Below are 14,298 nucleotides of genomic sequence, written 5' to 3' on the forward strand. Positions count from 1 at the left end.
GTTATTGTTTTGTAATCTTTGGTATCAACTCTGCCGCACCTTGATCAAGTAAATCTTGAGCAACTAATAATCCTAAAGCTTCAGCTTGTGCGATTGACTGCACTGGGGCACTACCACTGGCTTGGCAAATCGCTTTGCCATCGATACTAGCCACAAAGGATCGGATGTGCATGTGGTCTTTATCCCAGACGGCATGCGCTGCCAAGGGCACTTCACAGGAACCACCTAACTGGCGAGAGACCATCCGCTCGGCACTAACGGCATATAAGGTGGGTAGGTCATTTAAGGGCGCTAGCCATTGTTTGATATTAGGATGTGCACTTAGGGTCTCAATGCCAAGCGCTCCTTGGCCGGCCGCTGGAGTGTAAGGGTCATAAGGTAAAAAGGCTCGAATACGACTTTCTAGTCCTAAGCGCTTTAAACCTGCTGCAGCCAAAATAATGGCTTGATACTCGCCACGATCAAGCTTACCCATGCGGGTATCTAAATTACCCCTCAAGGGTTCAATCACAAGATGAGGGAACTTGGCGCGGATGACTGACTCACGACGCAAGCTCGAAGTACCGACAATGGCCCCCTGGGGAAGGTCTGCTAGGCTAGCGTAGTCATTAGAAACAAAGGCGTCACGGGCATCTTCCCGAGCCATGACACACGATAGATCAAACCCATCAGGCATCACCATCGGCACATCTTTTAAGGAATGAACCGCTAAATCGGCACAACCATCCTCTAGTGCGGTTTCGAGCTCTTTGACGAAAAGGCCTTTGCCCCCCACTTTAGAGAGGGCTTTATCCAAGATCTGGTCCCCGCGAGTAGTCATGCCCAAAATCTGGACATCACACTGGGGATAGAGCTTTTTAAGGCAATCGCGGACAAATTGAGCCTGCCACATGGCCAAACGGCTTTCACGGGAGGCAATGACTAGGCGTGCAGGGGAGGATAAGCAAGGAGAATTTAGGGTTTGGGACATGACATTTAAAATAATAAAAGACCTCCACCAATATACTGTGTTTATGAGCTCATCCAAAAATTCCTTAGCCAACAAAGCCCAAGCATGGTCAGCCCGTTTTGACGAACCCGTAGACGAACTTGTTCAGCGCTATACCGCCTCTATTGGCTTTGATCAACGCTTTGCGATGGTTGATATTGCCGGATCTCTAGCTCATGCAGAAATGCTGGCCAAGCAAAAAATCATCAGCGCTCAAGATTTGGCTGATATCCAGAAGGGTATGGCTCAAATTAAGAGTGAAATTGAGTCTGGTCAATTTAATTGGCAATTGGCGCTGGAAGATGTTCACCTTAATATTGAAGCTCGCCTCACCGAATTAGTGGGCGATGCTGGTAAACGGCTACATACCGGTCGTTCACGTAATGATCAAGTAGCAACGGATTTGCGTCTATGGATGCGCGGCAGTGTTGATGATATTGCTATTACTCTTAAATTATTACGCACTGCTCTTTTGGATTTAGCAGAAAAGCATGCCGCTACTATCATGCCCGGCCACACTCATTTACAGGTGGCACAACCCATTACGTTTGGTCACCACCTGATGGCTTATTACGAAATGTTTAGTCGTGATTCCAGCCGTTTAGTCGACTTACGGGCTCGCTTTAATCGCTTACCTTTAGGTGCTGCAGCATTGGCAGGTACTTCTTACCCAATTGATCGTGAACAGGTTGCGCGCACCTTAGGCTTTGATGGTATCTGCAATAACTCCCTAGATGCAGTATCGGATCGCGACTTTGCAATTGAGTTCTGCGCTTTTGCATCTATCCTGATGATGCATGTATCTCGCTTATCTGAAGAACTGATTCTTTGGCTCAGTCCACGCTTTGGCTTTATTGATTTACCTGATCGCTTTTGCACTGGCAGCTCCATCATGCCGCAAAAGAAAAACCCAGATGTTCCTGAGTTGGCAAGAGGCAAGACTGGGCGTGTGTATGGCGACTTGATTGCTTTATTGACGCTCATGAAGGGGCAACCCCTCGCGTACAACAAAGATAACCAAGAAGATAAAGAGCCTTTATTTGATGCAGTGGATACCGTACAAGATACCTTACGAATCTTTGCTGATATGGTTCCTCACATTGAAGTTAAGGTCGATGTGATGAAAGCTGCTGCACAAGAGGGTTTTGCGACAGCTACAGACTTAGCTGACTATTTAGTGAAAAAAGGTCTGGCATTTCGTGATGCTCATGAAGCTGTAGCCCATGCTGTCAAAGCCTGTGTAGGTAGAAATTGCATGCTCACCGATCTGAGTCTTTCTGAATTGCGTTTTGCCTGTGGATTAGATAACCGCCCTGAACTCATGAGTGATGATGTCTTCTCCCTGCTGACGGTAGATGGGTCAGTGCAATCTCGCCAACACGCTGGTGGTACTGCACCAGCACAAGTACTGGCAGCCATCAAAAGAGGCCGTGCAGGTCTGTAAAGGGCAAGGGGTTCTGGTCTAAGCCGGTTAATTAGATTCAAACCCATCGCCATTAAGAAGGATTTAGCGTCGGACTGCCCAGCTATAGCGTTATGTCTGGCTCCTGCCTGACACAGTCAACGTAATACTCACTACGTCCATCAATCCCCGCTTTAACAAGACCGTGAATATCGGTTTCAAAGCCAGGAAACTTCTCATTAAAGTCTCGAGCAAAATATAGATAATCCACAATCCGCTTATTAAAGCGCTCCCCTGGAATCAGCAATGGAATGCCTGGGGGGTACGGAGTAACTAACATTGCGGTTACGCGACCCTCTAACTGATCTAATGGCACGCGATCGACCTCTTTATGTGCCATCTTGGCCCAAGCTTCGGAAGGCATCATTGCAGGCACCATATCAGAGGTATACATTTCTGTTGTCATGCGAGCAACATTACGACCCTTATAGAACTCATGAATCTGTTGGCAAATATCCTTCAGACCAACGCGCTCGTAGCGTGGATGCTTCGCCACAAACTCTGGCAATACTTTCCACAAAGGTGCATTTTTATCAAAGTGGTCCTTAAATTGCTGCAATTCAGTAACAAGAGTATTCCAGCGGCCTTTGGTAATACCAATCGTGAACATGATGAAGAAAGAATACAAGCCGCACTTCTCAACAATCACACCATGTTCAGCCAAGTACTTGGTAACAATGCTCGCCGGTATACCCATTGAACCAAAGTTACCTTCAATATCTAGGCCTGGAGTAACCACTGTGGCTTTAATAGGATCAAGCATGTTGAAATCTTTGGCCAACTTACCGAAGTCATGCCAAGCGGCGGAGGGTTCCAAGATCCAATCTGAACGCTCGCCAATACCTTCTTCAGTTAAATGATCTGGACCCCAAACCTTAAACCACCAGTCTGCACCAAACTTTTCATCTACTTCACGCATGGCACGCCGGAAATCCATTGCTTCAGCGATAGACTCTTCTACAAGCGTAGTGCCACCGGGGGCCTCCATCATGGCCGCAGAGACATCGCAAGAAGCAATAATGGCGTACTGCGGACTAGTCGAGGTATGCATCAAGTAGGCCTCATTAAAGCAATCACGATCAAGCTTGTGCTCATCAGCATCCTGAACTAATACTTGCGATGCCTGGGATAAGCCAGCCAGTAATTTATGAGTAGACTGAGTAGCAAACGTCAGACTCTTTTTAGTGCGCTTGCGATCAGCACCAATGGCGTGCATATCTTTGTAAAAAGGATGGAAGGTAGCATGGGGCAACCAAGCTTCATCAAAATGCAAAGAATCCACTTTACCGTCGAGCATCTCTTTAATCATCTCGACGTTGTAAATAATGCCATCATAAGTGCTTTGCGTGAGTGTCATCACTCGCGGAACAACGTTTTTATTCTTAATAAATGGATTAGCATCAATTTTCTTTTTGATATTGGCCCACTCAAACTCTTCTTTAGGAATTGGCCCAATAATGCCCAAGTGATTACGCGTAGGCATTAAGAAAATCGGAATGGCCCCCATCATGGTGATCGAATGAATAACTGACTTATGACAGTTTCGATCTACTATTACGACATCGCCTGGCGCTACCGTAGAGTGCCAAACTATTTTGTTGGAAGTTGAAGTTCCATTTGTTACAAAGAATAAATGGTCGGCACTAAAGATGCGGGCGGCATTACGTTCGCTTTGCAACACTGGTCCCGTGTGATCTAAAAGCTGCCCTAATTCCTCGACCGCATTACACACGTCTGCACGCAACATATTTTCACCAAAGAACTGATGAAACATTCGGCCTACTGGGCTTTTTAGGAAAGCTACACCGCCTGAGTGTCCAGGACAATGCCATGAATACGAACCCTCTGAAGCGTAATTTGTTAAGGCGCGGAAGAATGGCGGAGCTAATGAATCTAAATAAACCTTAGCCTCACGAATGATGTGACGCGCTACAAATTCTGGGGTGTCTTCATTCATATGAATAAAGCCATGCAGCTCACGCAAAATATCGTTTGGCATATGGCGCGATGTGCGAGTCTCACCATATAGGAAGATTGGAATATCTTCATTGCGCTTACGAACTTCGGTAATGAAAGCACGCAGGTTATTTAAAGCTGGGAGATCGTGGTCTTCCGAATCAGAATCAAATTCTTCATCATCAATCGATACGATAAAGCTAGAGGCACGAGATGCTTGCTGAGCAAATGAAGTAAGGTCGCCGTAACTGGTCAAACCAATAACTTCCATTCCTTCGGTTTCAATAGCCTCTGCTAAATCGCGAATACCAGAGCCCGAAATATTTTCCGAACGAAAGTCCTCATCAATAATGATGATTGGGAAACGAAATTTCATAAATACTCCCCTGCTGTATGGCCCAATGGATTTGGAGCCGATTTCTTAAAATTGGAAAGCATCATTAACCGACCAAAATGATGGCTGAAAGGATATGTACACACTGCCGCAAATGGCTCAGGTCTTAGGCAGGGTTACGCCCTGCTGACCTTGATACTTGCCACCACGATCTTTGTACGATGTACCACATACTTCATCGCTCTCAAAGAAAAGTACTTGGGCGCATCCCTCACCTGCATAAATCTTTGCAGGCAATGGTGTAGTGTTCGAAAATTCTAAGGTGACGTAACCCTCCCATTCAGGTTCGAATGGAGTGACGTTCACAATAATTCCGCAACGAGCATAAGTACTTTTGCCAACGCAGATCGTCAATACACTGCGTGGAATCTTGAAGTACTCCACCGTTCTCGCTAAGGCAAATGAGTTTGGGGGGATAATACAAACATCGCCCCTGAAATCAACAAAGGATTGTTCATCGAAATTTTTTGGATCGACGATAGTGCTATTGATATTAGTAAAAATCTTGAATTCGTCTGCACAACGAATGTCATAGCCATAACTTGATGTGCCATAACTCACGATTTTGTTACCAGCAGCGTCTTGGCGAATTTGCCCAGGCTCAAATGGGCTGATCATGCCTTGCTCGCCCATACGGCGGATCCAGTGGTCTGATTTAATAGTCATGGCGGAATTGTAAAACCTTCGTAGGGAACTTCCCACTTTTTATGGTGGGTGGGCAAGTAAAAATCAGCTAATTTGACTAAAAAGGACTCGCTCAGGGGCGTTGTAGATCTCGAAGTGTTTGCCTGAGCAGCGGGACATGATGGTGAGATTGGTTTTACGGGCTAGTTCAAGACCCATCAAGGTCACGCCGGAGCGTGTCAGAAGAAAGGGGATCCCCATTTGAGCTCCCTTGATGACCATCTCGGAAGTCAAGCGCCCAGTGGTAAAGAAAATCAAATCCTTCCCAGGCTTATTCACTAGCCACATCAAACCAGAAATGGAATCTACCGCATTGTGGCGACCGACATCCTCAATAAAATATAAAAGCCTTACCTCTGCGTCGCCTTGCCTTTCAAAAACCGCGCAAGCATGGACAGAGCCAGACTTTTTATAAATCGTGTCATGAGAACGGATCGATTCAATTAGGCCAACAATTGCCTCTTGAGATAATGTTGGACCCTCTGGTAGCCGAGTCTGTGACATCTCCTCCATGAGACCACCAAACATTGTGCCTTGCCCACAACCAGTAGTGACGACCCTCTTACTAGTGAGAGCATCAATATCGACTGTACTGCGTCTTGTTTTCACTGCCGCTGAATCTGTATCCCAATCCACCTGGATGCTTTCAATATCACCTGGGGACTCAACCATCCGCTGATTACGCAGGTATCCGAGAACTAAGGCCTCTGGGGCACTTCCCAAAGTCATCAAAGTCACGATTTCACGCTTATCCAAATAGATCGTCAGGGGGCGCTCTCCGGGTATATGGGTGAGCTTAAGACGCCCCATTTCATCCAATATTTCAACCTCATGCACCAAGGGCACGGAGGCATTTGACATCTGAATATTGGGCTTTACTGCCATAAAACGCTTTCCTATGGAGGTGTAAACCGAAGTTGATTGCTCATTATTGATCACCAATGGGGTATTACTTTAACTGCAGACTAAAATTAGTGCTCAATCAATGCATTAGACCCAGCATAATCCTAGATTAACCCTATTTAACTCTCTTATTAAAGTCCGCTTCACATGAGTAGCTCAGCGCGTCGCCTCCTTGTTACCTCCGCTTTGCCATATGCCAATGGTCAGATTCATATCGGCCATTTAGTGGAGTATGTGCAAACCGATATTTGGGTACGATTTCAGCGCATGCGCGGCCATGAGGTTCACTATGTCGGCGCTGACGATACCCACGGCACCCCCATCATGTTGCGGGCAGAAAAAGAAGGTATCACTCCTAAGGAACTGATCGCTAATGTTTGGAAAGAACATAAGCGCGACTTTGATAACTTCTTGATTTCATTTGACAACTACTACACAACTGATAGTCCTGAGAATAAAAAACTTGCGCAAAGTATTTATCTGAAATTACGTGATGCTGGCTTCATTGAAAAACGGGCAATTGAACAAGCTTATGATCCCGTTAAAGAAATGTTTCTACCTGATCGCTTTATCAAAGGTGAATGCCCGAAATGTGGCGCAAAAGATCAATACGGTGATTCCTGCGAAAAGTGCGGAGCTACGTACTCACCTACCGATCTAAAAAACCCCTTCTCAGTTGTGAGTGGTGCCACACCGATTAAAAAAGTTTCTGACCATTATTTCTTTAAATTATCTGATCCCCGTTGCGAAACTTTCTTGCGTGACTGGACTCAAGTGAAAACGCCATTGCAGCCTGAAGCCCGAAATAAGATGAAGGAATGGGTTGGGGAACCTGGCGAAAGCAAGCTTGGTGATTGGGATATCTCTCGAGATGCGCCCTACTTTGGCTTTGAAATTCCTGATGCACCAGGCAAATATTTCTATGTCTGGCTTGATGCTCCGATTGGTTACTACGCTAGCTTCCTGAACTACTGCCAAAAACAGGGTCTCGATTTTGATGAGTGGGTTAAGCCCGATACCACTACTGAGCAGTACCATTTCATCGGTAAAGATATTTTATATTTCCACACTCTCTTTTGGCCTGCTACCTTGCAATTCGCGGGCTACAGGACTCCGACTAATGTTTTTGCACATGGCTTCTTAACTGTCGATGGTGAAAAGATGAGCAAATCACGCGGAACCCTCATCTCTGCCAAGAGCGTGATTGAGTGCGGCTTTAATCCCGAGTGGTTCCGTTATTACTTCGCTACCAAGCTCAATGACAGCATGGAAGACTTAGATCTTAATCTGCAAGATTTTGTTGCCAGAGTCAATAGCGATCTATTAGGTAAATACATTAACATTGCCAGTCGCAGCGCAGGCTTCTTGGTCAAGCGCTTTGATGGCGTTATCTCAGATGAAGCGATGAGCAATCCGCTACTACAAGAAATTACTGCTGCAAGCGAAAAAATTGCAGCGCTCTATGAAGGTCGTGAATACGCGAAAGCGTTACGTACCATCATGGATTTGGCGGATAAGGTAAATAGTTTTGTCGATGAAAATAAGCCTTGGGAAATTGCCAAAGATCCAACACGCGATATCGACCTTCAACGAGTCTGTAGTGTGACTTTGGAAGCCTTTCGTATGCTCAGCCTGTATCTCAAGCCGGTGATCCCTCAAGTCGCTGCGGGTGTAGAGGCATTTTTATCTATACCCCCCTTAAGCTGGTCTGATATTGATCAACCACTGTCTAGCAAGAACCCTATTAAGGCCTATCAGCATCTCATGACGCGAGTAGAAGCCCCACAAATTGAGGCTTTGCTGGCTGCAAACTTATAAAAAGTCCCTGAAAAACCACCTATATAATGGTGCCTGTAGTCCCTAAATGGCTTTTGGTATTTATATCATAAGCCATTGAATTTATTGAGTATTTTAGGAAATGCCATGGCAAGATATCAATCTGAATTCACCCAGTTCTTAAATGAACTGAAAACTGAGAAACCTCAGCTCGAAGCAGACCAGCAAGCTGGTCGTGCTCTGTTATGGGATCAAGATCCATTAAGCATTGAAGATCAGCGTCGTGCAAAAGCCGCTAAATTAAAACAACGCGCTTACGTCTATTCGAATGACTGACCCTAATCCTCAGCCCTTACCTGATTTACTGAAAAGCACCCCAGAAGTTACTGATGGGATGTCATTGGCATTTGCCAAGCTGTATGGCGAGCCACTTTTTAAGCTGCCCACTGATCTGTATATTCCACCTGATGCGCTAGAGGTCTTTCTAGAGGCATTTGAGGGGCCGCTCGATCTTTTGCTATATCTGATTCGGAAGCAAAATTTCAATGTGCTGGATATTCCTATGGCGCAGGTAACCCTACAGTACCTGAGCTATATCGACCAAATCCGCCATCATAATTTAGAGCTTGCGGCTGAATATCTTTTAATGGCAGCGATGTTGATTGAAATCAAATCTCGCATGCTGCTTCCAATGAAGAAGGCTGACAGCGAAGAAGAGGTTGAAGATCCTCGTGCAGAGTTGGTTCGTCGTTTGCTTGAATACGAACGCATGAAACTGGCGGCGCAAGAGTTAGATCAAATTCCCCAGCATGGTCGCGATTTTCAGATAGCCCATGGTCATATTGATACAACTGTTGCCATTACTTGGCCAGAAGTAAATTTAGATGACTTACAAATGGCTTGGCGAGATGTATTACATCGCGCTAAACTAAGTGAACACCATACTATCACTCGTGAAGAATTGTCTGTGCGCGATTTTATGACACGCATTTTGCGTCGTTTACAAAACACACGATTCATTGAGTTCGGTGAATTGTTTGAGGACGCTATCAAATCTGGTAAAGGCATCTCTGTGGTGATCGTCAACTTCATTGCGGTGCTAGAGCTTTCGCGTGAAGCCTTAGTTGAGATTACTCAGGCTGAGCCATATGCCCCCATCTATGTTCGGCTTGCATATACGCCAGTTGCATGAAAATCATTAGCAATATACAAGAATTACGCGATCATTTACGTGGCCAAAACCGTGCCTCGTTTGTACCAACTATGGGTAATTTGCATGAAGGTCATCTTTCTCTTATGCGGCTCGCAAGACAGCATGGTGACCCAGTAGTTGCTAGTATCTTTGTCAATCGACTCCAATTTGGACCTAACGAGGATTTTGAAAGCTATCCACGTACCATGCAGGATGACATTGAAAAGCTCGAGAGAGAGGGCGTCTATATTTTGTTTGCCCCTACTGAGCGCGAACTCTACCCTCAGCCACAGGAGTATCGGGTTGATCCACCACATCAATTAGGCGACATCCTAGAAGGTGAGTTTCGTCCTGGATTTTTTAAAGGGGTATGCACAGTTGTTCTAAAGCTCTTTTCTTGTGTGCAGCCTAAGGTCGCTATTTTTGGAAAAAAAGATTACCAACAACTGATGATTATTCGTCAAATGGCCAAGCAATTTGCATTACCGGTTGATATTATTCCTGGAGAGACTATTCGTGCAGAAGATGGCTTAGCACTCTCTTCTCGTAATAGTTTCCTATCTGTTCAGGAGCGTAATGAAGCGCCAGAACTACAAAAAGCACTCAAAGAAGTTCGCGAGAAAATTCTCCAACTGAATGTATGCAGTACGAATACTCTGTCGGAGATTGAAAAAATAGCTGTCGCTCAATTAACTGGGCGTGGATGGCAGCCTGACTACATCGCAATTCGTCAGCAAAGTGATTTAGCGCCACCCTCTAATGAAAGCCTACAGGCTGGTGAGCCGCTAGTCATTCTGACAGCAGCTAAGTTAGGTAAAACACGTTTAATTGATAACTTAGAGGTTTAATCTAAGATTACAAGACAAAGAATTGCCCAACTTGTAAATTGAGTTCTTTGGCTAATTCAGCGCCACTGACTTTACCTGAGGCCCCTTTTGCTTTGAGGACTTCAATTTGACCTCCATGACAGGCAACAAAGAAAGAATCTAGGGTAATGGCAGTTATCTCTCCAGGCTTTCCTTTGACCGCCCCAAACGTTGCGACCACATGCTTGTGGCAATCATAGATTTGCACTTTTTGCTCACCCAGCGTAGTCCATGCACCAGGCGCAGGATTACAAGCGCGTATCAGGTTATAGATTTGGCTAATATGTATTGCCCAATGAATCTGTGCAGCATTGACATCAAACCAACCTTCGTAATTGGCTTGTGATTCATCTTGAGTGATCTCTTGATGCTTGCCTGCTACCACTAGATCGGCTGCTTCTAGTAGCGCTTTCACACCAACAGGGAAAAGATGATCAAAGTAAATTTTGCCTAGAGTGTCATCAGGCCCAATAGCCACTTCTTTTTGCAAAATCACTGGACCTTCATCCAGGCCGTCAGAAGGTCGGAAAATAGTTAAACCTGTTTTTTCTTCACCTAAAGCAATTGCCCAGTTAATCGCGCTCGGACCGCGATATTTTGGCAATAAAGATGGGTGATATTGAATCGTGCCGTGTTTAGGAATCTTGACGAGTTCTTGAGGCACAAATTGCAAGACATAAGCCATCACGCAGATATCGGCATTGCTATCTATCATGGCCTGAGCAGCATCAGGACCTTTGAGAGAGGAAAACTGCAAAGGGGTTAAGCCCTTTGCTAGTGCTGCCTCTTTGAGGACTTCGGGCTTAGTGGAATTAGGATTATCAGGCGGACAAAAAACAGCAACGAGCTCATTCCCACGATCCAAAAAGGCCTCTAATGCTGCCTTACCAAAATCTGCACTCCCTATCAATGCAACCCGCATGTTAGATCACCTTATCATGACGTAGTGAAATCAACTCATCAGTGGAATAACCTAATTCACTGAGAATTTCATCGGTATGCTCACCTAGTAAGGGCGAACGAGTAACCTCGGTTGGACTATCAGACATCTTGATAGGATTACCTACGGTGAGATACTTGCCACGAATTGGGTGGTCCACTTCTACCACTGTGCCAGTAGCACGCAGCGCTGGCTCTTCAGCAATTTCTTTCATCGACAAAATAGGGCCACAAGGTATGTCGTATTGATTCAAGATATCCATGACTTCGAATTTATTTTTTGTCATGGTCCATTTTTCAATCTCGCCAAAGATTTCCATCAAGTGGGGTAAGCGTGCCATGGGTGAGGCAAAACGCAAATCAGCAATCCAATCTTCCCGACCGATTACCTTACAAACAGCTTCCCATACTGGCGCTTGAATAATCACATACATATAGGCATTTGGATCAGTTTCCCATCCCTTACATTTCACAATCCAACCAGGCTGACCGCCGCTAGAGGCATTACCAGCACGGGGTACCGCATCACCAAACTCACCATTTGGATACTGTGGGTACTCTTGCATCACACCAACACGCTCTAAACGCTGTTGATCACGCAATTTGACGCGGCATAAGTTCAATACAGCATCTTGCATTGCTGCTAATACTTTTTGACCACGACCAGAATGGGTACGCTGATATAAGGCAGTCACAATCCCTAAAGCTAAATGCAAGCCAGTACCACTATCGCCAATTTGCGCACCAGTGACCATCGGAGGGCCATCATCAAACCCGGTTGTCGAAGCAGAGCCGCCCGCGCATTGCGCTACGTTCTCGTACACCTTGCAATCTTCGTATGGGCCAGGACCAAAACCTTTTACAGAAGCCATAATCATCATAGGGTTGAGCTCTTGAATCCGTTCCCAAGAAAATCCCATACGATCTAAAGCACCCGGTGCAAAATTCTCAACCAGCACATCACACTCTTTAATTAAGCGCTCAAGAATTTCTTTACCTTTTTGAGTTTTGGTATTTACAGTAATCGAACGCTTGTTGTGATTGAGCATCGTGAAATACAAACTATCTGCATCAGGGATGTCACGCAATTGGCCGCGGGTTGCATCTCCTTCGCCTGATTTTTCTACTTTAATGACGTCAGCTCCGAACCAAGCTAGTAGCTGCGTACAAGTTGGTCCTGACTGAACATGAGTAAAGTCGAGGATTTTGACCCCTTCTAGGGCTTTTGCCATGATTTGCGTCCTAATAAGAATAAAATTTTGAATTGTGACAATTTTACCAGCGAGGAATCAGGCCAGTGAGAGCATGCCAAAATTTTGGGCAAAGACCGATGTAAAACCTATTTAGGGCTCTATTTTGCTGGACTGAGGATTTTCAAGATCAGCAAGGCGCTTTTTCAAGGTCCGTTCCTCGGCAAAACGCTCAGTTTCATCGCGAATGACTGCCACCACTCCATTGGCATGATGGTTTTCATCGAATAGCATGCCGACCGTAAATGCAATGGATAGAGTACTGCCATCCTTGTGCCTGGCCGGAACTTTCAATACAGAAGCTCCATAGCGCGTGGTTCCAGTCAACATCGATTTACTGTAGCCCTCATTATGTCTGTGACGCTGACGCTCTGGCACGATTAAATCGACGGTATTACCAAGGGCCTCTGCTTCGGAATATCCAAAAATGCGGGTAGCCGCAGCATTCCACAGCACAATCTTTTCATTAGCATCGGAAACAATAATGGCGTCTCCTATAGATTGAGCTAGGTGACTCAAATCGATATTCGTATTCATATAGCCAGTCTATCAATATTTAGATTGCATCTAGTATTTTGAGGTGAGAAAAAAGGCGCCCACTAGGAGCGCCTTGAAATGAATGCCTATTATTACTAAACTGCTTTAGCTTCATGCAGCTTAGCAATTTCATCTTTGCCATAACCAAGATCAGTCAACACTTCATCAGTGTGCTCACCCAACACTGGTGAAGGCTTCACCTCAACCTCTAAATCAGAGAACTTGATTGGGCTACCAATAGTTAAATACTTACCACGCACTTTGTGGTCAACTTCAACAATTGAACCGCTCTTACGCAAGTCTGGAGATGCAGCTAATTCCTTCATAGATAACACTGGAGCGCATGGGATATCAAACTTACGCAGGATATCTACAGCCTCATACTTAGTCTTGTCTTTAAGCCAATCTTCAATCGTTGCGAAGATATCAAAAATTTTATCTTGTCGAGCTTCAGCAGTCATGTACGCAGGATCAGTTGCCCATTCTGGCTTACCTAAAGCTGTAGTAATTGGCTCCCAAGCATGGCCTTGAATGGTGAAATAGATATATGCGTTTGGATCAGTTTCCCATCCCTTACACTTCAATACCCAACCTGGCTGACCGCCGCCACCAGCATTACCACCGCGTGGTACTACATCAGAGAATGTGCCATGCGGGTACTGTGGATACTCTTCTAAATAGCCAATCTTATCTAAACGCTGCTGATCACGCAATTTCACGCGGCATAAGTTCAATACTGCATCTTGCATTGAGCAAGAAACCTTTTGACCTTTGCCTGTTTTTTGACGTTGCATCAACGCAGTCAAAATACCGATTGCTAAATGCATACCAGTATTAGAATCGCCCAAAGCTGCAGCAGAAACAGTCGGAGGACCATCCCAGAAACCGGTTGTTGAAGCAGCACCACCGGCACACTGAGCAACGTTCTCATACACTTTTAAGTCTTCATATGAGTGGCCATCGCTAAAACCTTTTACTGATGCCAAAATCATTTTTGGATTGAGTTCTTGAATACGCTTCCAAGAGAAACCCATACGATCTAAAGCGCCAGGACCAAAGTTCTCAACCATGACATCAGAAACTTTGATCATCTTTTCTAATACTTCCTTACCCTCTGGAGTTTTGGTATCCAAAGTCAAAGAACGCTTATTACCGTTTAGCATAGTGAAGTACAAAGCATCTACGCCTGGGATGTCACGTAATTGACTACGAGTAACGTCGCCAGAACCTGGACGCTCAACCTTAATCACGTCAGCCCCATAAAAGCCCAATAATTGAGTGCATGCAGGACCCGCTTGAACGTGGGTGAAGTCAATGATGCGAATACCGTCTAATGGTTTAGTCATGTTTA

12 protein-coding genes and 1 pseudogene are annotated in these 14,298 nt (G+C 45.2%); 5 read left to right on the plus strand and 8 right to left on the minus strand.

The window, feature by feature from the left end:
• Position 1: 1 nt before the first annotated feature.
• The gene (hemC, locus tag ABWP14_RS08475) at positions 2-970 is read right to left on the minus strand and encodes a hydroxymethylbilane synthase (protein WP_353202534.1); all 969 of its coding nucleotides are present in this window, start codon (positions 968-970) and stop codon (positions 2-4) included.
• Between the two features lie 43 nt (positions 971-1,013).
• Between hemC and argH the strand changes: the two genes are divergently transcribed.
• Positions 1,014-2,432: an argininosuccinate lyase gene (gene argH / locus ABWP14_RS08480; RefSeq protein WP_353202535.1), complete on the plus strand. Its 1,419-nt coding sequence runs from the start codon at positions 1,014-1,016 to the stop codon at positions 2,430-2,432.
• Between the two features lie 82 nt (positions 2,433-2,514).
• Here argH and ABWP14_RS08485 read toward each other — a convergent pair whose 3' ends face one another.
• The 3 genes from ABWP14_RS08485 to ABWP14_RS08495 all read right to left on the minus strand — a co-directional run bounded on the left by ABWP14_RS08485 (position 2,515) and on the right by ABWP14_RS08495 (position 6,369).
• Positions 2,515-4,782: an Orn/Lys/Arg family decarboxylase gene (locus ABWP14_RS08485; protein ID WP_353202536.1), complete on the minus strand. Its 2,268-nt coding sequence runs from the start codon at positions 4,780-4,782 to the stop codon at positions 2,515-2,517.
• A gap of 117 nt (positions 4,783-4,899) precedes the next feature.
• Positions 4,900-5,466: a dCTP deaminase gene (gene dcd / locus ABWP14_RS08490; protein WP_353202537.1), complete on the minus strand. Its 567-nt coding sequence runs from the start codon at positions 5,464-5,466 to the stop codon at positions 4,900-4,902.
• A 63-nt stretch (positions 5,467-5,529) separates the two neighbouring features.
• Positions 5,530-6,369, minus strand: coding sequence for a formate dehydrogenase accessory sulfurtransferase FdhD (locus tag ABWP14_RS08495; protein ID WP_353202538.1), 840 nt, complete (start codon positions 6,367-6,369; stop codon positions 5,530-5,532).
• Between the two features lie 165 nt (positions 6,370-6,534).
• Between ABWP14_RS08495 and metG the strand changes: the two are divergent.
• The 4 genes and pseudogenes from metG to panC all read left to right on the plus strand — a co-directional run.
• Positions 6,535-8,199 (plus strand): annotated as a pseudogene (gene metG, locus ABWP14_RS08500) (methionine--tRNA ligase); the annotation flags it as partial.
• A gap of 111 nt (positions 8,200-8,310) precedes the next feature.
• Positions 8,311-8,499, plus strand: coding sequence for a DUF3460 family protein (locus ABWP14_RS08505; protein ID WP_353202539.1), 189 nt, complete (start codon positions 8,311-8,313; stop codon positions 8,497-8,499).
• A complete protein-coding gene (locus ABWP14_RS08510; protein ID WP_353202540.1) occupies positions 8,492-9,355 on the plus strand; it encodes a segregation and condensation protein A in 864 nt (287 codons plus the stop codon). The genes ABWP14_RS08505 and ABWP14_RS08510 overlap by 8 nt, the downstream gene beginning before the upstream one ends.
• A complete protein-coding gene (gene panC / locus ABWP14_RS08515) occupies positions 9,352-10,203 on the plus strand; it encodes a pantoate--beta-alanine ligase (protein WP_353202541.1) in 852 nt (283 codons plus the stop codon). Before ABWP14_RS08510 ends, panC begins: the two co-directional genes overlap by 4 nt.
• Before the next feature lie 7 nt (positions 10,204-10,210).
• On the opposite strand, the gene ABWP14_RS08520 is transcribed toward panC, so the two are convergent.
• From ABWP14_RS08520 to frc (ABWP14_RS08535), 4 genes are all read right to left on the minus strand, one after another.
• Positions 10,211-11,143 carry a methionyl-tRNA formyltransferase gene (locus ABWP14_RS08520; protein ID WP_353202542.1) on the minus strand — a complete coding sequence of 311 codons (933 nt, stop codon included), beginning with the start codon at positions 11,141-11,143 and terminating at the stop codon, positions 10,211-10,213.
• A gap of 1 nt (position 11,144) precedes the next feature.
• Positions 11,145-12,392, minus strand: a complete 1,248-nt coding sequence (gene frc, locus ABWP14_RS08525; protein WP_353202543.1) for a formyl-CoA transferase — start codon at positions 12,390-12,392, stop codon at positions 11,145-11,147.
• A 111-nt stretch (positions 12,393-12,503) separates the two neighbouring features.
• Positions 12,504-12,947, minus strand: coding sequence for a PAS domain-containing protein (locus ABWP14_RS08530; protein ID WP_353202544.1), 444 nt, complete (start codon positions 12,945-12,947; stop codon positions 12,504-12,506).
• Positions 12,948-13,042: 95 nt separating this feature from the next.
• Positions 13,043-14,293 carry a formyl-CoA transferase gene (gene frc / locus ABWP14_RS08535; protein ID WP_353202545.1) on the minus strand — a complete coding sequence of 417 codons (1,251 nt, stop codon included), beginning with the start codon at positions 14,291-14,293 and terminating at the stop codon, positions 13,043-13,045.
• Between the last annotated feature and the right edge of the window lie 5 nt (positions 14,294-14,298).

This window comes from Polynucleobacter sp. (assembly GCF_040400325.1).
Taxonomy (GTDB): domain Bacteria; phylum Pseudomonadota; class Gammaproteobacteria; order Burkholderiales; family Burkholderiaceae; genus Polynucleobacter.

Bases quoted from the DNA above. Each gene is read 5' to 3' on its own strand.
- hemC (WP_353202534.1), bottom strand. From the start codon at position 970: ATGTCCCAAACCCTAAATTCTCCTTGCTTATCCTCCCCTGCACGCCTA.
- argH (WP_353202535.1), top strand. From the start codon at position 1,014: ATGAGCTCATCCAAAAATTCCTTAGCCAACAAAGCCCAAGCATGGTCA.
- ABWP14_RS08485 (WP_353202536.1), bottom strand. From the start codon at position 4,782: ATGAAATTTCGTTTCCCAATCATCATTATTGATGAGGACTTTCGTTCG.
- dcd (WP_353202537.1), bottom strand. From the start codon at position 5,466: ATGACTATTAAATCAGACCACTGGATCCGCCGTATGGGCGAGCAAGGC.
- ABWP14_RS08495 (WP_353202538.1), bottom strand. From the start codon at position 6,369: ATGGCAGTAAAGCCCAATATTCAGATGTCAAATGCCTCCGTGCCCTTG.
- ABWP14_RS08505 (WP_353202539.1), top strand. From the start codon at position 8,311: ATGGCAAGATATCAATCTGAATTCACCCAGTTCTTAAATGAACTGAAA.
- ABWP14_RS08510 (WP_353202540.1), top strand. From the start codon at position 8,492: ATGACTGACCCTAATCCTCAGCCCTTACCTGATTTACTGAAAAGCACC.
- panC (WP_353202541.1), top strand. From the start codon at position 9,352: ATGAAAATCATTAGCAATATACAAGAATTACGCGATCATTTACGTGGC.
- ABWP14_RS08520 (WP_353202542.1), bottom strand. From the start codon at position 11,143: ATGCGGGTTGCATTGATAGGGAGTGCAGATTTTGGTAAGGCAGCATTA.
- frc (WP_353202543.1), bottom strand. From the start codon at position 12,392: ATGGCAAAAGCCCTAGAAGGGGTCAAAATCCTCGACTTTACTCATGTT.
- ABWP14_RS08530 (WP_353202544.1), bottom strand. From the start codon at position 12,947: ATGAATACGAATATCGATTTGAGTCACCTAGCTCAATCTATAGGAGAC.
- frc (WP_353202545.1), bottom strand. From the start codon at position 14,293: ATGACTAAACCATTAGACGGTATTCGCATCATTGACTTCACCCACGTT.